The 17,319-nt window shown below is 72.6% G+C and carries 16 protein-coding genes; 6 read left to right on the forward strand and 10 right to left on the reverse strand.

Translation table 11 applies throughout. The features are described from left to right. Positions 1-126: 126 nt before the first annotated feature. From LJ221_RS12675 to LJ221_RS12685, 3 genes are all read right to left on the reverse strand, one after another. The gene (locus LJ221_RS12675; RefSeq protein WP_241716410.1) at positions 127-318 is read right to left on the reverse strand and encodes a hypothetical protein; all 192 of its coding nucleotides are present in this window, start codon (positions 316-318) and stop codon (positions 127-129) included. 126 nt (positions 319-444) lie between these two features. Further along, a complete protein-coding gene (locus tag LJ221_RS12680) occupies positions 445-675 on the reverse strand; it encodes a hypothetical protein (protein ID WP_241716412.1) in 231 nt (76 codons plus the stop codon). Continuing rightward, the gene (locus LJ221_RS12685) at positions 672-881 is read right to left on the reverse strand and encodes a hypothetical protein (RefSeq protein ID WP_241716414.1); all 210 of its coding nucleotides are present in this window, start codon (positions 879-881) and stop codon (positions 672-674) included. The genes LJ221_RS12680 and LJ221_RS12685 overlap by 4 nt, the downstream gene beginning before the upstream one ends. A 196-nt stretch (positions 882-1,077) precedes the next feature. Between LJ221_RS12685 and LJ221_RS12690 the strand changes: the two genes are divergently transcribed. The 3 genes from LJ221_RS12690 to LJ221_RS12700 are packed head-to-tail and all read left to right on the forward strand — an operon-like array spanning position 1,078 to position 2,323. After that, positions 1,078-1,935 (forward strand): helix-turn-helix transcriptional regulator, encoded by an 858-nt coding sequence (locus tag LJ221_RS12690; RefSeq protein ID WP_241716416.1) that lies wholly within the window; start codon positions 1,078-1,080, stop codon positions 1,933-1,935. Between the two features lie 14 nt (positions 1,936-1,949). Further along, on the forward strand, positions 1,950-2,177 hold the full coding sequence (locus LJ221_RS12695; protein WP_241716418.1) for a DUF397 domain-containing protein: 228 nt from the start codon (positions 1,950-1,952) through the stop codon (positions 2,175-2,177). Positions 2,178-2,182: 5 nt separating this feature from the next. Next, positions 2,183-2,323, forward strand: a complete 141-nt coding sequence (locus LJ221_RS12700; RefSeq protein ID WP_241716419.1) for a hypothetical protein — start codon at positions 2,183-2,185, stop codon at positions 2,321-2,323. A 117-nt stretch (positions 2,324-2,440) separates the two neighbouring features. Here LJ221_RS12700 and LJ221_RS12705 read toward each other — a convergent pair whose 3' ends face one another. The 3 genes from LJ221_RS12705 to LJ221_RS12715 form a co-directional block, all read right to left on the reverse strand. Continuing rightward, the gene (locus LJ221_RS12705) at positions 2,441-2,992 is read right to left on the reverse strand and encodes a hypothetical protein (protein ID WP_241716421.1); all 552 of its coding nucleotides are present in this window, start codon (positions 2,990-2,992) and stop codon (positions 2,441-2,443) included. Positions 2,993-3,211: 219 nt separating this feature from the next. Beyond that, the gene (locus LJ221_RS12710) at positions 3,212-4,570 is read right to left on the reverse strand and encodes a hypothetical protein (protein WP_241716423.1); all 1,359 of its coding nucleotides are present in this window, start codon (positions 4,568-4,570) and stop codon (positions 3,212-3,214) included. Then, the gene (locus tag LJ221_RS12715) at positions 4,570-4,995 is read right to left on the reverse strand and encodes a hypothetical protein (RefSeq protein WP_241716425.1); all 426 of its coding nucleotides are present in this window, start codon (positions 4,993-4,995) and stop codon (positions 4,570-4,572) included. The genes LJ221_RS12710 and LJ221_RS12715 overlap by 1 nt, the downstream gene beginning before the upstream one ends. A 266-nt stretch (positions 4,996-5,261) precedes the next feature. On the opposite strand from LJ221_RS12715, the gene LJ221_RS12720 reads away from it, so the two are divergent. Beyond that, positions 5,262-6,008: an alpha/beta hydrolase gene (locus LJ221_RS12720; protein ID WP_241716427.1), complete on the forward strand. Its 747-nt coding sequence runs from the start codon at positions 5,262-5,264 to the stop codon at positions 6,006-6,008. A gap of 39 nt (positions 6,009-6,047) precedes the next feature. Here the strand turns inward: LJ221_RS12720 and LJ221_RS12725 are convergent, their stop codons facing one another. Both LJ221_RS12725 and LJ221_RS12730 read right to left on the reverse strand, forming a co-directional pair. Further along, the gene (locus LJ221_RS12725; RefSeq protein WP_241716429.1) at positions 6,048-7,964 is read right to left on the reverse strand and encodes an acyl-CoA dehydrogenase family protein; all 1,917 of its coding nucleotides are present in this window, start codon (positions 7,962-7,964) and stop codon (positions 6,048-6,050) included. Between the two features lie 236 nt (positions 7,965-8,200). Next, complete coding sequence (locus tag LJ221_RS12730; RefSeq protein WP_241716431.1) at positions 8,201-9,655, reverse strand: aldehyde dehydrogenase family protein; 1,455 nt, start codon at positions 9,653-9,655, stop codon at positions 8,201-8,203. 255 nt (positions 9,656-9,910) lie between these two features. On the opposite strand from LJ221_RS12730, the gene LJ221_RS12735 reads away from it, so the two are divergent. After that, complete coding sequence (locus tag LJ221_RS12735; RefSeq protein WP_241716433.1) at positions 9,911-11,242, forward strand: M14 family metallopeptidase; 1,332 nt, start codon at positions 9,911-9,913, stop codon at positions 11,240-11,242. 39 nt (positions 11,243-11,281) lie between these two features. Here LJ221_RS12735 and LJ221_RS12740 read toward each other — a convergent pair whose 3' ends face one another. Continuing rightward, on the reverse strand, positions 11,282-13,000 hold the full coding sequence (locus LJ221_RS12740) for a PucR family transcriptional regulator (protein ID WP_241716435.1): 1,719 nt from the start codon (positions 12,998-13,000) through the stop codon (positions 11,282-11,284). 186 nt (positions 13,001-13,186) lie between these two features. Next, complete coding sequence (locus tag LJ221_RS12745; protein ID WP_241716437.1) at positions 13,187-15,283, reverse strand: ATP-binding protein; 2,097 nt, start codon at positions 15,281-15,283, stop codon at positions 13,187-13,189. 344 nt (positions 15,284-15,627) lie between these two features. Here LJ221_RS12745 and gabT point away from each other — a divergent pair, with 344 nt between their 5' ends. Next, the gene (gabT, locus tag LJ221_RS12750) at positions 15,628-16,980 is read left to right on the forward strand and encodes a 4-aminobutyrate--2-oxoglutarate transaminase (RefSeq protein WP_241716439.1); all 1,353 of its coding nucleotides are present in this window, start codon (positions 15,628-15,630) and stop codon (positions 16,978-16,980) included. Positions 16,981-17,319: the final 339 nt, after the last annotated feature.

Below are 17,319 nucleotides of genomic sequence, written 5' to 3' on the forward strand. Positions count from 1 at the left end.
CCCCAGCAAGCGCCACGAGAGCGTCACGGACGAAGGGAACGGCAGTGGCCCGCACAGTTCCAACCGCCGGATGCCGACAGCGGCAACCGGTCCCGTCGAAGGGGAGGGCGGCGCGGGGCCCGGCCGTCAGCCGGTGCGCAGCTCCTCCACCGAGGTGCCCGGGCGCAGGAACAGCAGTCCGAGCCCGGTGGCGGCGGCGACGAGGACCATTACGCCCAGCCCGTGGAGGGCGAGGTCGTCCAGCGGCACGGGGACGGCCGTGTCCACCACGTCCATGGCGTCGAGTTGGCGGCGGCTACCCCCTGAGGGAATAGCCACCGCCAAGTCGCTTCTCGCTCAAGCCTGTTGCCGCTCACCCGGAGGCGAGCAGCCAGGCGGCACCGGAGGCGGACAGCACGGTGAGCGCCGCCAGGGCGGTCTCGGCCACCGCGAGCGCGTAGCGCGTCACCGCGTAGGCTGCCGCGCCCGGCAGTCGGCGCAGGCGCTGACCGGGCAGGACAGATGCCCGCCGGGCCGCCCGGTGGCGACACGCGCCCAACCGATGTAGGCGAGCGGCGCGCCACGAGTGCCGCAGTGGACGCAGGCCCGGCCGTTGAGGCGGTCGCCGGGGGTGTCGGCGGGCAGTTCGATCACCTCGCCGGATGTGCCCCGCCTCGGCAGCGGCGCGGCGCTCACGCCCACTCCCCCGTCCGCCCGTACCGGTCGCGGCACTCGATCAGCCGGCCGAGCTGCGCGTAGTGCAGCTCCAACTGGCCGGGCTCCAGCACCATCTCGGTCTCGACGGACACGCCGTCGCCGTCCCCGTGGACGGTGACGGCGACGGTCACCCGGTCCCGCACCCGGTCGTACCGCGCGTCCCTCTTGCTTGGCATTGCGTGCATCACTCGACCCTCCTGACATCCGGTCACCGGGCCGCGAACGCCCGGCGTTACGACTTGGACACCCAACGTGTCCGGTTCACCATGACATCGCAACGATTCGAAGTGCAACACGAACACTTAACTTCGCCGATTCGCGCACCCATGGCCCACTTCTTCGACAAACTGATCTCTCGTCAAAGCTGTCGAAGGAGAACCCATGCCTGCCGACCCCACACCCACAGTCCGACGCCGTCGGCTGGGATCAGCACTGCGGAGGCTGCGTGAGGCGAAGGACCTCACCCTGGAGGACGCGGCACGTCACCTGGAGTGCCACAAAGCGACGATCTCCCGCCTGGAGCTGGGCCGTTCAGGGGTGCGAACTCGCGACCTGCGTGCGTTGCTCTCGCTCTACGGCGTCACCGACACAGCCCGGGTTGACGCCTTCCTGGAGATGGCACGCAAGGGGAAGGAGTCGGGCTGGTGGCAACGCCATGCCGGCGTACTGCGCCCCGGGTACACCGACTTCATCGAACTCGAAGCTGAAGCGGCCGAGATCAGCTGCTACGAACCGCTCCTCGTGCCCGGTCTCCTTCAGACCCGTGACTACGCCCGGGCAGTGATCAGCGCCTATCCATCGGTACGGACAGAGGAGGATGTCGAGCGCAGGATCGAGGTACGCGCCACCAGGCAGAACTTGTTGACCGATGGACGGGGCGTTCAGTTCTGGGCCGTGATCGGGGGAGCTGCTCTGCGCAGCAGGGTCGGTGGTCCGGAAACGATGAACCGGCAGCTCCGCCATCTGCTCTCCCTGGCTGAGCTGCCCAACGTCACCCTTCAGGTACTTCCGATCGACGCCGGAGAGCATCCCGGCGGCAACGGACCGTTTGTGGTCTTCACCTTCCCGTTGCCGGAGGAGAGCCAGGTAGTCTGCGAAGAAGGCCTGATCACGACCGTCTACCTGGACAGCCCCGACGAGGTGAAGACATACGCTGATGCCCTCGACGCACTACGCGCGGCAGCACTCAGCCCTCGCCAGTCCCATGCAGCGATCGCCGAGTTGCTGACCGGCCGGTAGAGGAGATGGAGCAGATGGCAAAGGAATCGAACAGCGCCCACCTACCGGGCGACTGGCGCAGATCCAGCTACAGCGGCGGCGAGGGCAACTGTGTGGAGGCCGCAGTTCTGCCCGGCGGGTGGACGGCCGTGCGGGACTCCAAGGACCCCGCCGGGCCGGCGCTCGCCTTCGGCGCCGCGCCGTGGACGGCCTTCCTGGAGCGGATGCGCGCGGAGGACCGAACGCCCACCGGCGGGGCGTAATCCCGTTGCCCGCGCTGTCGCTGGTGGCCGAGGGCCCCGGCGGCGAGGTCGTCGGCCATGTGGTCCGCACCCTGGCCGCGTACGACCCCGAAGACCCCGCCCCGCGCCGCGCCTTCACCTACGCCGAGCCGTTCGGCCGCGTGTGAGCGGACAGAGAGCCGAAAACCCCTCCTGGGCACCACGCGATTCCATGCGGGTCCGCCGTCCCGGACCCGCACGCGTTCACGGCGAGCGACGGATACCCCGCTGACAGCGGACCCGGTTCAGGAGACGACGGCTCCTCCCAGATCATCGGCCGCCTCGCGCCCCAGAGACCTGTCGCAGAACTGGACGGACCAGTTCCCCGCCGTGACGATGAACCTGGAAAGTTCCGGCACGCTGACGGCCAGGCGCAGCGCGTCGTCGCGCTCGGCGAACGTGCCATGCAGCTCCAGATAGGCGCAGGGCTCCTCCGACCGCTCCGTCACGCACGTCATCGCGTTCACCACGTCCTTCTCCCTCTCACGCCCCTCGCACCCCACAGAGGCATCCAGCGCGTCCGCGAGCGAGTCGAGATCCGTGTAGCGAGGCTTCTTCGGAATGTCGGGCAGCGGGAGCAGCGGCGGAAGAACGACGGCGTCAAGCGCCTCGGCGATCTCTGGTGCGTAGAGAGGGTCGAGAACACGTATGTACCAGTTACCGGCGGCGACCAGGGTATGGCTGTACGGCTCTTTTCGACGACTGGCAATAGACTTCCCGATCTCGCCTTCTCCGATCACTTCGGTATCGAAGACCGAGACCTCATTCTCCACCTTCGCTCCGTCGACTTCCGCCATACAGTCGAGCCCCCCCTCCCGACGACGCAATACCTCACAGTTGACGCCTCCTTCACTCAGCACTGTCAGGAGCTCGTCCGTAGACCTGAACAGCGGACCTGAAGGGACCCTGTCGGGAATCGGTACCATCGGGCTCCCGCTGTTCTGGGTGAAAGCATCACAAGCCGTAAGCGTCAGAAGAAGCCAGGATGTCAGCACCAACATAGTCTTCCTCACGGCTCAACTGCCTTTCGGTGGAGCAGGCGGCGGGCCCGGACTCGGAGACGGAGTGCCCGGCTCGGGCTCATCGGTGCCCGAGCCACCGATCGGGCCACCAGTGCTGTAGATCGGAGCGATGGAGACACTGTGCCCGGCAGGCGTGTGCGACTCCAACTGCCTGGTCGCCCGAACACGTTCCTCCTCGCCGAGAGCCTCCCAGGCCATGGCGTCCTCCAGGTGCGGTTCGATTCTGTCCCAGTTCTCCCCTCTGGCCTTGATATCACCTCCGCGCCGGTCGGACTCGATACCGTACTGCTCGTTCAGCTCCCGAACCTCGGGGGTGTCGGCGGCATAGAGCACGAAGAGGTCCTTGTCCGATCTGGAACCGTATGGATTCTCCTTGAGATCCATCAGATGGTAGGCGCTGAGCCGGACGTCCAACTGGGGGTTTGCCTCGATCTCAGCGGCGAGTTCCGTGTCGCTTACGTCGTTCAGAGATCTGCCGTCCGTCAGCCGAAAAGCCTGAGGATGGTTCACCATGGTCCGACGCGCCGTTTCCAGTTTGATGTGGGTGATCCCCAGCGACTTGTCCGGTTTCGGCCCGACGGCGAGGCTCCAGTTGAAGAGCCGGCCGAACTCGGTGACCGGTCCGCGCAGGCTCGGGCTGTGGTTCTGGTGCCACTGCTGCTCCTGCCACAGGACGGCCAGCAGGAGCTTCCGGCTGATGCCCGTCTCCAGCGCGGCCCGGTCCACCGCGGCGAGGACCGTCGGCGGGACGTTGATCCGGTGAAGCCCGTCGAGTCCGCCCGACAGACGCAGCGCGATGCCCAGCGGACTGTCGTCCTTGAGCGCGTCTCCCACCAGTTCCGGATCACCGATGTCGGTGAGTCCCTCGATGGTGCGCAGGGCCCGCGCGGCCTCGATGTCCGCCCGGGTGGCCTTCGACAGCGCGGCGGAGATGACGTCGCGGGCGTGCTCCACCGGCTCCAGGTGCTCGCCGCCGCCCCTGGGACCCATCACGGACCGGGCGGACCGCACACGGCCGCTGTCGTCCACCTTCAGGTCGTGCCTGCGTGCGTAGTCGAGTGCGCTGTGCAGGTCCCTCTGCGCGTCGGTGATGTCGTCGGCGAGACCGTCGTAGACGCGCGCCAGGGCGCGCAGGGCGACGGCGGCCGCCTCGTAGTCATCGGCGTGCCTGACGAAACGGCTGCGGGCGGCCTTGCCGGTGTCGCCCACCCAGCAGGTCCGTAGTGTCCCGGCCACCTCGTCACGGGCGTACGAGGCGAGTCCGTCGCACTGTTTCGCCGCGGCCACCGCGTCGTCGGCGGCGTCCCGCCACTTCCGGGGGCTGGCGCTGTCGAGTTCCGGGACAGAGACCATCAGGCGCCCTCCAGCCAGCGGGACGACGCCCGGAGTCCGGCCGCCGTGGAGCGGTCCTGGTCGATCTGCTGGTCCATCGCCTCCGTCAGCGCGTCGGCGGCGTCCTCGACCAGGTCGCTCAGACCGTGGAGCCGCCTCTGCCAGGCGTTCACGCAGTCGTCGCCCGCGGCACCGGCAAGCCAACCGGAGTGACTTGTTCCCGCCGCCCGCGCATCGGCCAACTTCGACTTCGACCGGGCCTCGGTGGTGGCCCTGCGGATACCCGACACCTTCGACCGGACCGGTCCGTCCTCCAGCCCGAAGTCCGCGTCCGCCAGGCCGGCCCCGCCCCGGCCACCGCCCCCCGCGGACTCGAGCCGTGTCCGCGCCTCACGCCTGCGATCCGCCTCCGCCACGAGCTGGTTCCACTCGTCGTCGAACGACATGTCCCCCCTCACATGTCCGGCCAGGGGCGAGCCGGGCTCCTGCCTCCACTGATGCGGCCCCCGCTGGTACAGAGGCATCCTGCGGTACGGCCCTTCTCCAGAGCAACGGCATACCGGCTCGTTCTCGACAGCCGCCGTCGCGTGGATCGGTCCGCCGTGAGGCACGCGGTACAAGGCGGGAGGATCCGATGATCCGGACACGGTGAGGGCAAGGGCCGGGAGCGGAACCACCGCGATGCCCACTACGCCGAACCGTTCGACCGGGCGTGAACGAGATCGCTGTCAGCACCGAGCAGGGCGTCGCCTACGAACCCGGCGGCCGGTTACTGGACGTCCACCGGCCCGCCCGCGTCTCAGCCCCCACCCCCACGGTTCTCCTCTGGCACGGCAGGGGGCCGGAGGAACGGGACGTACTCGCGCCGCTCGCCCGTCAGGCCGCCTCGCTGGGACTGTTGGTCGTGGTGCCCGACTGGCGCCCCGACGCACCCGACGGCGGCTGGGGGCATCTGCGGGCTTCGGTGCGCTTCACCCGGGAGCGGGCGGGCGAGTTCGGCGGCGACGCCGGCCGGATCGTGCTGGCCGGCTGGTCGCTGGGCGCGTACGCCGCGGTGAGCGCGGCGGTCCGGCCCGAGCTGGTGGACGGATGGCGGCCCGCGGCGGTCGCCGGGATCGCGGGCAGGTATCTGTGGGAGCGCCCGGAGATGGGGCTGGGCGACCTCCGTGACGCACTGGCCGCGACGCCCGCAGGCCCGGTACCCGTCCACCTGGTGCACGGCACCGCCGACGACATCGCGGACGTCCGCCACTCGCGGGACTTCGTGCCCGCCCTCGACCGTTGGGGGTGGCCGGTCGCCCTCACCGAGACCGACGCCGACCACGCGGGCGCGGTGATGACCGAGTACGCCCCCGAGCGGCAGCGCTGCGTCCCGGCCCGCGCCGCGGGCGCTCTGGCGGCCGGACGCACCGCGGCCCGCGTCCTGGCCCGCGCCGCGGGTCTCCCCGTGCCGGGGTAGCCGCCTGCCGGTGGCGGGCCGGACGCACCGGGGGCGCGGTCAGGGGATGGGGCGGTGGACGTCCGTGCGGGCGGAGGGGCCGGGGGCGGCCTCGGCGATCCAGGGCCCGGGAGTGGAGGGGTCGACGACGCCCTCCTCCAGCCAGGTGTACGCGCCGCCCAGGACGCCGCGCACGACCTTGCGGTCGATGTCGTCGGTGTTGTCCCACAACCGGCCGAACAGCTCCTCGGCGCGGAGGCGGGCCTGGCGGCAGAAGGCGTCGGCGAGCTGGTAGGCGGCGCGGCCGTTCTCGCCGCGGGCGCGCAGCATCTCCGCCCGCACGCAGGCCGCGCTCATGGCGAACAGTTCGGCGCCGATGTCCACGATCCGCCCCAGGAAACCCTGCTTGCCCTCCAGTTTCGCCTGCCAGCGGGACATCCCCAGGAAGGTGGCGCGGGCCAGGCGGCGGGAGGCGCGTTCGGCGTAGCGCAGGTGGGCGGCCAGGTCGGGGTGGCCGGCGGGGTGGAACTCCCGGTAGGAGCCGGGCAGCTGTCCGGGCCCGGCGACCAGTTTGGGCAGCCAGCGGGCGTAGAAGCCGCCGGCGCGGACGGCGGCGCGGCCCTTGTCGGTGAGGGTCTTGTCCGGGTCGACCAGATCGCCCGCGACCGACAGATGGGCGTCGACGGCCTCACGGGCGATGAGCAGGTGCATGATCTCGGTGGAGCCCTCGAAGATGCGGTTGATGCGCAGGTCGCGCAGCATCTGCTCGGCCGGTACGCCACGCTCGCCGCGGGCGGAGAGGGAGTCGGCCGTCTCGAAACCGCGCCCTCCGCGGATCTGGACCAGCTCGTCGGCCATCCGATAGGCCATCTCCGAGCCGTAGAGCTTGGCGAGGGCGGCCTCGATGCGGATGTCGTTGCGGTCGTCGTCGGCCATCTGGGAGGCGAGGTCGAGGACGGCCTCCAGGGCGAAGGTGGTGGCGGCGATGAAGGAGATCTTGGAGCCGACGGCCTCGTGGCGGGCGATCGGCTTGCCCCACTGCTCGCGGGCCGCGGACCACTCGCGGGCGATCTTCAGGCACCATTTGCCCGCTCCGGCGCACATCGCGGGCAGGGAGAGGCGGCCGGTGTTGAGGGTGGTCAGCGCGATCTTCAGTCCGGCGCCCTCGGGACCGATCCGGTTGGCGGCCGGGACGCGGACGCGGTGGAAGCGGGTGACGCCGTTCTCGATGCCGCGCAGGCCCATGAAGGCGTTGCGGTTCTCCACGGTGATGCCCTCGGAGTCGGCCTCGACGACGAAGGCGGTGATGCCGCCCTTATGGCCCTCCGAGGCCGGTACGCGGGCCATGACCACCAGCAGGTCGGCGACGACGCCGTTGGTCGTCCACAGCTTCACGCCGTCCAGGATGTAGCTGTCGCCGTCGGGTACGGCGGTGGTGGCCAGGCGCGCCGGGTCGGAGCCGACGTCCGGTTCGGTGAGCAGGAAGGCCGAGATGTCGCCGCGGGCGCAGCGCGGCAGGAACGCCTTCCTCTGCTCCTCGGTGCCGAACATCTTCAGCGGCTGGGGCACGCCGATCGACTGGTGCGCCGACAGCAGCGCGCCGACGGCGGGGCTGGCCGATCCGGCCAGGGCGAGGGCGCGGTTGTAGTGGAGCTGGCTCAGGCCCAGGCCGCCGTACTCGGGGTCGATCTTCATGCCGAGCGCGCCGAGTTCCTTGAGCCCCTTGACCACCTCGTCGGGGACAAGCCCCTCGCGGTCGATGCGCGGGCCGTCGATCTCCGTGTCGCAGAAGGCCCGGAGCCTGGCGAGGAACTCCTCGCCACGCCGGGTGTCGGCGTCGGCGGGCCGGGGGTGGGGGTGGACCAGGTCGAGGCGGAGGCGGCCGAGGAAGAGTTCCCTGGCGAAACTCGGCTTGCGCCAGTCCCGCTCCCTCGCGGCCTCGGCCACCTGTCGTGCTTCGCGTTCGGAGACGGTCATCACGGTTCACCTCGCACTGCCGGGTACTGCGGAGGGCCGCCGGGGGATGCCGGGGGCTTCCGGGGGGGCGCTGCGCGGTGCGCGTACCCGTTGTGCGCGTCGTGCACCGTTTCCGGGGCACGGTGCACCCGTGTGCCGCGGCATCGCGGTGGCCGGCGGGCTCCCGGCGGGGAGCGTCGCGGCGGCCCGTCCGGTCCCGCGCCACGGCGGTGGTACGGGACCGGACGGGCCGGGTGCTACAGGTCCAGGCCGGTGAGGACCATCACCCGCTCGTAGGTGTAGTCCTCCATGGCGAACAGCACGCCCTCGCGTCCGACCCCGGACTCCTTGGTGCCGCCGTAGGGCATCTGGTCGGCGCGGTAGGAGGGCACGTCGCCGATGACCACGCCGCCGACCTCCAGGGCGCGGTGGGCGCGGAAGGCCGCCCGCACGTCGTGGGTGAACACCCCCGCCTGCAGGCCGTACCTGGAGTCGTTGACCGCGGCGAAGGCGGCCTCCTCGCCGTCGACCGAGGTCAGCGTGAGCACGGGCCCGAAGACCTCCTCGCAGGAGACCGCGGCGTCGGCGGGCACGTCCGCGAGGACGGTGGGGGCGTAGGTGGCCCCGTCGCGTTTGCCGCCGGTCAGCAGCTTCGCACCGGCGGCGACCGCCTCGTCCACCCAGGACTCCACCCGCTTCGCGGCGTCCTCGCTGATCAGCGGGCCGACGTCGGTGGCGTCGTCGGACGGGTCGCCGGTGGCCAGCGCCTCGACGGCCTCGACCACCCGGGGCGCCAGCCGGTCGTGGACCGAGGCGTCGGCGATGACGCGCTGGACGGAGATGCAGGACTGGCCGCCCTGGTAGTTGGAGAAGGTCGCGATGCGCCGCGCGGCCCGGTCCAGGTCGGCGTCGGAGGAGTAGTCGGCCAGTACGACGGCCGCGCCGTTCCCGCCCAGCTCCAGGGTGACGCGCTTGCGGGGCACGGTGTCCAGGATGGACCAGCCCACCGGGCCGGAGCCGGTGAAGGAGATGACCGGCAGGCGCTCGTCGGCCACCAGGGAGGGCATGCGGTCGTTGGGAACGGGGAGCACCGACCAGGAGCCGGCCGGCAGGTCCGTCTCGGCCAGCAGCTCGCCGATGAGCAGCCCGGACAGCGGGGTGGCCGGGGCGGGCTTGAGGATGATCGGCGTACCGACCGCGATGGCCGGGGCCACCTTGTGGGCGCACAGGTTGAGGGGGAAGTTGAACGGCGCGATGCCCAGTACCGGGCCGCGCGGGAAGCGCCGGGTCAGGGCGAGGCGGCCGGTCCCGCCCGCGTCGGTGTCCAGCCGCTGCGCTGTGCCGCCGTTGAAGCGGCGGGCCTCCTCGGCGGCCCAGCGGAAGACCGACACGCAGCGGCCGACCTCGCCGCGGGCCCATTTCACGGGCTTGCCGTTCTCGGCGGAGATCAGCTTCGCGATCTCCTCGGTGCGCTCGGCCAGCCGCCGGTGGACGTGGTCCAGGGCTGCGGCGCGCACATGTGCGGGAGTGGCCGCGAACTCGGCGGCCGCCTCGGCCGCGGCGGCCACGGCCTGCTCGATCTGGGCCTCGGTGGGGACGCTGACGGTGCCGACGGTCCGGCCGTCCCAGGGCGAGGTGACCTCGAAGGTCTCGTCGCCGGTCGCCTCGCGGCCGGCCAGCCAGAACGCGTGTGGGGAGGTCGCTGTGGTCACTGCGTATCCCGGCCCTTCCGAAGTGGTGGAGCGGTGGAGGTCGTGATCGGGCCCGGCTGCTGCGCGGCCGGTCCCCGGCACCACCGTAGGGGCCGGGGCCGTGCGGGACTCTTGTCCGGCGCGTATCACTCGGGTTGTTCCGCGCGCCGCTTTGTCGGAGAAGGCCCGGTTGCCCGCCCGTTGCTTTGCCGCGACCATGACACAGCACAGAACGCACCACCCCCACCCGTCGAACTGGACACCCCAGGAGACGCGATGCGTAGACGTCCTCACGGGCGGCGGACCCTCACCGCCGCCCTCCTCCTCTCCCTCGCGCTGGCCGTCCCGCTCGGGGCGCAGGCCACCGCCGCCCCCGGAGACGACGGCCGGCGAGCCACCCCCGTCGGCGAGCGGCAGTACGAGATCGCCGGGATCACCGGCGTCGAACAGCGCACGGCCATCGCCCGCACGGGTACGGCCATCGACGCGGTGCGCGAGCACTCGGTGGTGGTCACCGCCGACGCCGCGCAGGCCGACAAGCTGCGGAAAGCCGGCCACCGCCTCACCACCCTGCCCGCTCCCCCCCAGCGGAGCGCCGGGAGCGATGAGGTGGGCACCCTCGACTACCCGCCGAGCGACTCCGGCTACCACAACTACGCCGAGACCATGGCGGCCATCAACGGATACGTGCGGGACCACCCGGACATCATGACCAAGAAGGTCATCGGCAAGACCTACGAAGGCCGCGACATCGTCGCCGTCAAGATCAGCGACAACGTCGCCGCCGACGAGAACGAGCCGGAGGTGCTGCTCACCCACCACCTGCACGCCCGCGAGCACCTGACCGTGGAGATGGCGCTGTACGTCATCCGCGAGTTCGGCGAGCGGTACGGCACCGACTCCCGCATCACCCGCATGGTGAACACCCGGGAGCTGTGGGTGATCGCCGACGTCAACCCCGACGGCGGCGAGTACGACATCGCCTCGGGCAGCTACCGGAGCTGGCGCAAGAACCGCCAGCCCAACTCCGGTTCCTGGTACGTCGGCACCGACCTCAACCGCAACTGGTACTACAACTGGGGATGCTGCGGCGGCTCCTCCTCCAGCACCTGGAGTTCCACCTACCGCGGTCCGTACGCCGGGTCCGCACCGGAGGTGCGGGTGGTCGCCGACTTCGTCCGCAGCCGCGTCGTGGGCGGAGAGCAGCAGATCAAGGCGCACATCGACTTCCACACCTACAGCGAACTGGTGCTGTGGCCCTACGGCTACACCTACAACGACACCGCCCCGGGGCTCACCCAGGACGACCGCGACGCCTTCGCCACCGTCGGCAGGGCGATGGCCGCCACCAACGGCTACACCCCCCAGCAGTCCAGCGACCTGTACATCACCGACGGCACGATCAACGACTGGATGTGGGCCGACCAGGGCATCTTCAGCTACACCTTCGAGATGTACCCCGGGCCGAACGGGAGGGACGGCTTCTACCCGCCCGACGAGGTGATCGAGCGGGAGACCAGCCGCAACGAGGACGCCGTCCTGCTGCTGATGGAGAACGCCGACTGCATGTACCGCTCGATCGGCAAGGAGCAGCAGTACTGCTCCTGACGCCTTGACGCCCTGACGGTGCCGGGCCTCCTCCGGGCCTCAGTCCTTCCGGGGCCGCTCCCGGTCCTTCCGGACCGGGGGCACGGTCGCCGTCGCCTTGAGCGCCAGCCACAGCTCCATCCGCACGTCCGGATCGTCCAGCGACCGGCCGAGGATCTCCTCGACCCGCCGCATCCGGTAGCGGAGGGTGTGCCGGTGGACGCCGAGGTCGGCGGCGGCCGCGTCCCACTGCCCGTGCCGGGAGAGCCAGGCGTGCAGCGAGGCGACCAGGTCGCCGCGGCCGTGCGCGTCGTGCTCGTACAGCGCGCGCAGCATCCCGTCGGCGAAGGCGCGCACCGCGTCGTCGGCCAGCAGCGGGAGCACCGACCCGGAGGCCACGTCCTCGTGCTCGACCAGAGCCCGGCCGCGGCGGCGGGCGACGGACAGCGCCTGCCCGGCCTGTTTGAACGCCGCGGCCACGGAGGCGAGCCCGGCGGGCGCCGACACACCGACGACCACCCCGTGTTCCGTGCCGGCGACCGCCGTGCCGCCCACGCCCGCCGTCTCGGTCCGGCCGGCGAACTCCGCGCAGGCCGCCGCGGCGGTGCCGCCGTCCGCCACCAGCCCCACCAGCCGCCGGTCGTGCCGGACCAGCAGGACGGACTCCCCCGCCCGGGCGGCGGCCGACTCCGTCCTCTCGGCGAGCGCCTCCACCCCCGCGGGCAGGGCGCCCTCCCCGCCCGCCTCCCCCGGGGCCCCGGACTCGATCGCGCCCCTGGCACCGTCCGCGCCCGGCTCCCGGGCGTCCGCAGCCCTGCGCCGCACCGACGCGCCCTCGGCCACGACCACCCGCAGCGGCTCGTCCAGCAGCGTGCCGTAGAGCGAACCGGCGACCGCCCGGGCGTGGTCGGCCTCCCCCGCCAGCAGCATCCGCAGCACCGCCGCGCCCAGCCGCTGCTCGGCCTCCAGCAGGGCGCGGGACCGCTCGGTGGTCAGGGTCAGCAGGGCCACGGCGGAGTTGACGGCGTAGCGCTCGGCGGTGCCCGGCGGGACGCCGGTGCCGACCGCGAGCACGGCCCTGACCCGGCGCCCCGAGCCGATCGACTGCAGCTCCACCCGGTCGCCCGACCGGCCGCCGGTCCCGCTCACCACGGCGCTCGCGGTGGCGGAACGGTCCCGCAGCCGCCGCACCTCGTCGGTCAGCTCCGCGGCGCGGCGGGAGGCCCAGGACGGGGCGGCGGCGACCAGCGCGCCGGAGACGTCGTAGAGCGCGGCCCAGCCGTCCACGTGGGCCGCCAGCTTCGCCAGCAGACCGGACGTACCGCGCGCGGAGAGTACGGCGCGGGTCATCTCCCGCTGGGCCTCGAACCCGGCCCTGACCGCGCGGTACTGCTCGGCGGCGACCGCCGCCGAGACCGCCTTGACGATGGCCAGGAACGGGGTGCGCCGGGGCACCTCCAGCAGCGGGAAACCGGCCTCGCGGGCGGCGCCCAGCAGCGCCGGGGGCACCGTGTCGTAGGCGACCCCGGCCGCGAAGCCCAGCCCGACCACACCGGCGGCGTCCAGCCGGGCGACGTAGCGCCGCATCGCCTCCGGGTCCTCGACATCGAGCTTCATCGCCGTGGCCAGCAGCAGCTCCCCGCCCTCCAGATACGGCACCGGGTCGGCCAGCTCGCTGACGTGCGCCCAGCGCACCGGGGCGTCCAGCCGCCCCTCGCCCGCGAGGACGGCGAGCTTGAGGGAGGAGCGCTGGACCAGCGAGGCGAGGGTGATCGGCATGGCTGACCTGGACCCTTTCCAGCGGTCGACCGCCGGCCGGCTGCCCGGCGGGCGGGAGGGGAGGGCGGTGGGTTCCGTCCGTGCGGTAGCAAGGATAAGGCCGCACCGCTACTGACCGTACAGCTGTACGCACCGTCGTACGCCTCCTCGCGCGCCTGCCCGGTCCCGGCGGTACGCGCGCCCCGGCTACTCCCCGAGACGGGTGAGGACCGGCGGGCTCGCCTCCCCCCGGGAGGTGGTCAGCGACACCACCGCATGGCCCGGCGGCACCTTGTGCGCGAGGTCGGAGGCCGACCAGCGCTCGCGCTGGACCGTGCGCACGGTGACCGAGCGGGTGGTCGCCCGCACCCCCGTGAACAGGGTCCGGATCCCGCGCAGCGCACGCCGGAGCGCGCCGCCGGAGAAGTCGGGGTTGTGGGTGACGTCCTCGGTCTTCACCCACTCACGGCCCCATGCCTGCGCGAACACCTCGCCGTCCCAGGTGCTCACCCCCGACAGCACCACCCGGCAGCCGACCGCCCCCACCGCCGCCGCCCGCAGCGGCTCGGGCACCTCGTCCAGGCCGCGCAGCGCCAGCACCACCCCCGCGTTGGCGGTCCGCAGCCGCTGGACGGCGCGTACGGAGGCGGGGGTGAGGGTGTGCGCGGCGTCGTCGAGCACCAGGCAGGCGAACAGGGACCGCTCGTCACGGTCGCGGACGCAGGCGGTGAACTGGACGAGCAGCAGCCGTGCCAGCAGCCGGGACGCCTCGGCGTGACCGCGCTCGGGCAGGTCGATCCGCACCCGCAGCGGATGCGCCAGATCGCGCACGGCGAAGGGGCGGGTGGCGCGGGTGGCGCCGCCGGCGCCGAAGAACCCGGCGAACGCGGGCCGGTCCAGCAGCGCGATCCGGTCCGCGAGCAGCGGTCCAGGATCGCCGGGTCGCCCGGACTGACGCTCGCGGGCGTCCAGTTCGCGCAGGGCGGCGCCGTCCCCGGCGGCCTCGCACGCCTGGCGCAGCGCGGCGAGCGCGACGGGCACCCCTTCGAGTAGTTCGCGCAGCTCCGGCACGGACGGGAAGCGGCCGTGGGCGGCCCGGTGCGGGCCTATGAGCTGGGCAAGGACGGTGGCGGCACGGCGGGTGTCGGCCTCGCCGCCGAAGCCGCCCGCGCCGCCGGGACCCACCGGGCCGCCGGGCGCGTCCCCGGCCAGCGCCTCGGCCAGGACGGCCGCGGCCTCGTCCGGGTCGTCGGCGCCGCCGTAGAGGTCGAGGTCGTGGGCGCAGCCGGGGTCGTCGAGCCGGATCACCACGTCGTAGGCCTCGTCGGGGCCGAGCCCGGCGCCAGCCGCGCCCACGGCGATCACGGCGGCCCGCCCGGCGAGGGCCTGGAGGGCCAGGGACTCCACCACCGGCCGCACCACCCGGCTGGTCTTGCCCGCCGCCGACGGCCCCACCACCAGCATCGAGGTGCTCAGCAGCGCGGGCTCCAGGGCGAGGCGGACGCCCCGGTAGGCGTGGGGGTTGCGCTCCTCGTCGGGCGCGGCGCCCAGCCGCACCTGCCCGGTCAGCAGGTCGTGCCGGGCCGCCCGTACGGGCAGGTCGCGGTCACCGGAGGGGTGGACGAAGGCGGCGGCTCCCCGGTCGAGCACGGCCTCGGTGAAGGCGGGCAGCCGTTCGTACCGCGCCCGCGCCGACTGCCAGACGCGGTCGATCCGGACGTAGTCGACGTCGTTCATCCGGCCGCCGTGGATCTCGGCCGTCAGCCGGTCGGCGGCGGCCTGCTCGCCCACGGCCCGCAGCTGGGGCCACAGTGCCGGGTCGGCGGGGCCGCCGGGGGGCGCGGCCGACGGGGCGGCGGGGCCTCCCGCCCCTTCCCCGGCTCCCTCCGGCCCGCCCGGCCCGCGCAGCCGCGGGCGCACGTAGCGGCGCCAGATCTCCCCGCCCCGGGCCATCCGGGCGACGACCGAGAAGAAGACGATGGTGAACAGGTACTCGTAGGTCTTCGCCGCCCGGACGAACGCCTCGTGGTCTCCGCCCGGTTCACGCCAGGAGTCGGGCGTGAACCATTCCAGCGGCTTCACCCAGAAGTCGATGTAGCCGTTCCGGCACAGCGACCACACCAGCAGCCCGCAGAGCACCACCAGCGCCGCGCTGCCCAGCAGTTGCCGGTCGTCCAGCCGGTCGGGGTCCTCCGGCGGCCTGGTCCGGTGCCCGTACCGCCAGATCCCGGGGCCCGCCTCGGGGCGCGGGGTGCGCAGCCACTCGCCCAGAGACGGCCCGGCCGCGGGCGCCTGTCGCGGCATCGGGGGCACGGGCGGGGTCGGCGGCATCGCCGGCAGGTCCCCCCGCCGGCCGTGCGCCCCGCGCGGGTCCCCCGCGTCTCCTGCCCCCCGTGCCCCGTGCGCCCCGCCGTTCACCATGCCCCGCCCAGCTCCTCGTCCGGCACGCCCTCGCCCGTCCACCGCCCCAATCTAGTCCCCGGGAAACGCGGTTGGCCGCCGTGGCCGAAGGGCCATGTCCACCGCGGCCAACACGACACGGACACTTCTCCGCGGCGGTGCATGTCTACGCACCCTCCCCCGCCCTAGCCTGCGAGAAACCACACCCTTGAACACCCCTTCGCACCGATGAGCCCGAGGAGTCTGCCATGACCGAACTGTCCGGAGGGACCGCCCTCCCCCAGGAGCGCCGCGTCGTCACCGCGATCCCCGGACCGAGGTCGCGGGAACTGATGACCCGCAAGCAGGCGGCCGTGGCGGCGGGCGTGGGAACGGTCATGCCCGTGTTCGCCGCGCGCGCCGGAGGCGGCGTCCTGGAGGACGTCGACGGCAACTCCTTCATCGACCTGGGCTCCGGCATCGCCGTGACCTCGGTCGGCAACAGCGCCGAGGCCGTGGTGCGCCGCGCCGCCGCCCAGCTGGAGCTGTTCACGCACACCTGCGTGATGGTGACCCCCTACGAGGGCTACGTGGAGGTCTGCGAGGAGCTGGCGAAGCTCACCCCCGGCGACCACGCCAAGCGGTCGGCGCTGTTCAACTCGGGCGCCGAGGCGGTCGAGAACGCCGTGAAGATCGCCCGTTCGTACACCGGGCGCCAGGCGGTCGTCGTCTTCGACCACGGCTACCACGGCCGCACCAACCTCACCATGGCGCTGACCGCGAAGAACATGCCGTACAAGCAGGGCTTCGGCCCGTTCGCGCCCGAGGTCTACCGGGTGCCGGTCGCCTACCCCTTCCGCTGGCCCACCGGCCCGGAGCACTGCGCCGAGGAGGCCGCGGCCCAGGCGATCGACCAGATCTCCAAGCAGGTCGGGGCGCGGAACGTGGCCGCGATCGTCATCGAGCCGCTGCTGGGCGAGGGCGGGTTCATCGAGCCCGCCAGGGGCTTCCTGCCGCGCATCGCCGAGTTCGCCCGCGACAACGGCATCGTCTTCGTCGCGGACGAGATCCAGTCCGGCTTCTGCCGCACCGGCCGGTGGTTCGCCTGCGAGGACGAGGGGATCGTCCCGGACCTGATCACCACCGCCAAGGGCATCGCCGGCGGCCTGCCGCTGGCCGCTGTCACCGGCCGTGCCGAGATCATGGACGCCGTGCACTCCGGGGGCCTGGGCGGCACCTACGGCGGCAACCCGGTGGCCTGCGCCGCGGCGCTGGGCGCGATCGAGACGATGCGCGAGCTGGATCTGAACGCGAAGGCCCGCCGCATCGAGGAGGTCATGAAGCCCCGGCTGGAGAAGATGGCCCAGCGGCACGGCGTGATCGGCGAGGTCCGCGGCCGGGGCGCGATGATCGCCGTCGAACTGGTGAGGCCCGGCACCAAGGAGCCCGACCCCGAGGCCACCGCCGCCGTGGCCAGGCACTGCCACCAGGCGGGCGTGCTGGTGCTGACCACCGGCACCTACGGCAACGTGGTCCGCTTCCTGCCCCCGCTGGTCATCGGGGAGGATCTGCTGAACGAGGGCCTGGACGTCGTCGAGGAGGCCCTGGCGAACCTGGGATGACCCCGGGAAGATCCCGGAACGGGGGGCTGCGTGAAGAATGTGTGCGAGGGCCATGGCCCTGTGGTGACACGTCTGTCCGCCGCCCGCCGTCTGCCGTACGTTCTTCCCCGGAAGAACGCAGTACGCCGTCGGCGGGTCCCCCCGGACGGCGCCGAGCCGGTGATCCCCCTCAGCCGGCCCGGCCGTGCCCTCGCGCACACTCCTCACCGATCGGACGGCCGCCCGCCCCACACCCCCCGGGGCGAGCGGTGACCGGTCGCCGCGGACACGCCCGGTGATCTCCAGATAGGCCTGGTTGGCCTCGACGAGGACGAGGTCCGGGTTCAGCACCGCCAGGGG

Source organism: Streptomyces sp. CNQ085 (assembly GCF_022614595.1).
Lineage (GTDB): Bacteria > Actinomycetota > Actinomycetes > Streptomycetales > Streptomycetaceae > Streptomyces.

Excerpts from the sequence above, each read along its gene's own strand:
- LJ221_RS12710 (WP_241716423.1), bottom strand. The coding sequence starts at position 4,570 with ATGGTCTCTGTCCCGGAACTCGACAGCGCCAGCCCCCGGAAGTGGCGG.
- LJ221_RS12735 (WP_241716433.1), top strand. The coding sequence starts at position 9,911 with ATGCGTAGACGTCCTCACGGGCGGCGGACCCTCACCGCCGCCCTCCTC.
- LJ221_RS12715 (WP_241716425.1), bottom strand. The coding sequence starts at position 4,995 with ATGTCGTTCGACGACGAGTGGAACCAGCTCGTGGCGGAGGCGGATCGC.
- LJ221_RS12685 (WP_241716414.1), bottom strand. The coding sequence starts at position 881 with ATGCACGCAATGCCAAGCAAGAGGGACGCGCGGTACGACCGGGTGCGG.
- LJ221_RS12705 (WP_241716421.1), bottom strand. The coding sequence starts at position 2,992 with ATGGCGGAAGTCGACGGAGCGAAGGTGGAGAATGAGGTCTCGGTCTTC.
- LJ221_RS12695 (WP_241716418.1), top strand. The coding sequence starts at position 1,950 with ATGGCAAAGGAATCGAACAGCGCCCACCTACCGGGCGACTGGCGCAGA.
- LJ221_RS12725 (WP_241716429.1), bottom strand. The coding sequence starts at position 7,964 with ATGACCGTCTCCGAACGCGAAGCACGACAGGTGGCCGAGGCCGCGAGG.
- LJ221_RS12745 (WP_241716437.1), bottom strand. The coding sequence starts at position 15,283 with ATGCCGCGACAGGCGCCCGCGGCCGGGCCGTCTCTGGGCGAGTGGCTG.
- LJ221_RS12690 (WP_241716416.1), top strand. The coding sequence starts at position 1,078 with ATGCCTGCCGACCCCACACCCACAGTCCGACGCCGTCGGCTGGGATCA.
- gabT (WP_241716439.1), top strand. The coding sequence starts at position 15,628 with ATGACCGAACTGTCCGGAGGGACCGCCCTCCCCCAGGAGCGCCGCGTC.
- LJ221_RS12740 (WP_241716435.1), bottom strand. The coding sequence starts at position 13,000 with ATGCCGATCACCCTCGCCTCGCTGGTCCAGCGCTCCTCCCTCAAGCTC.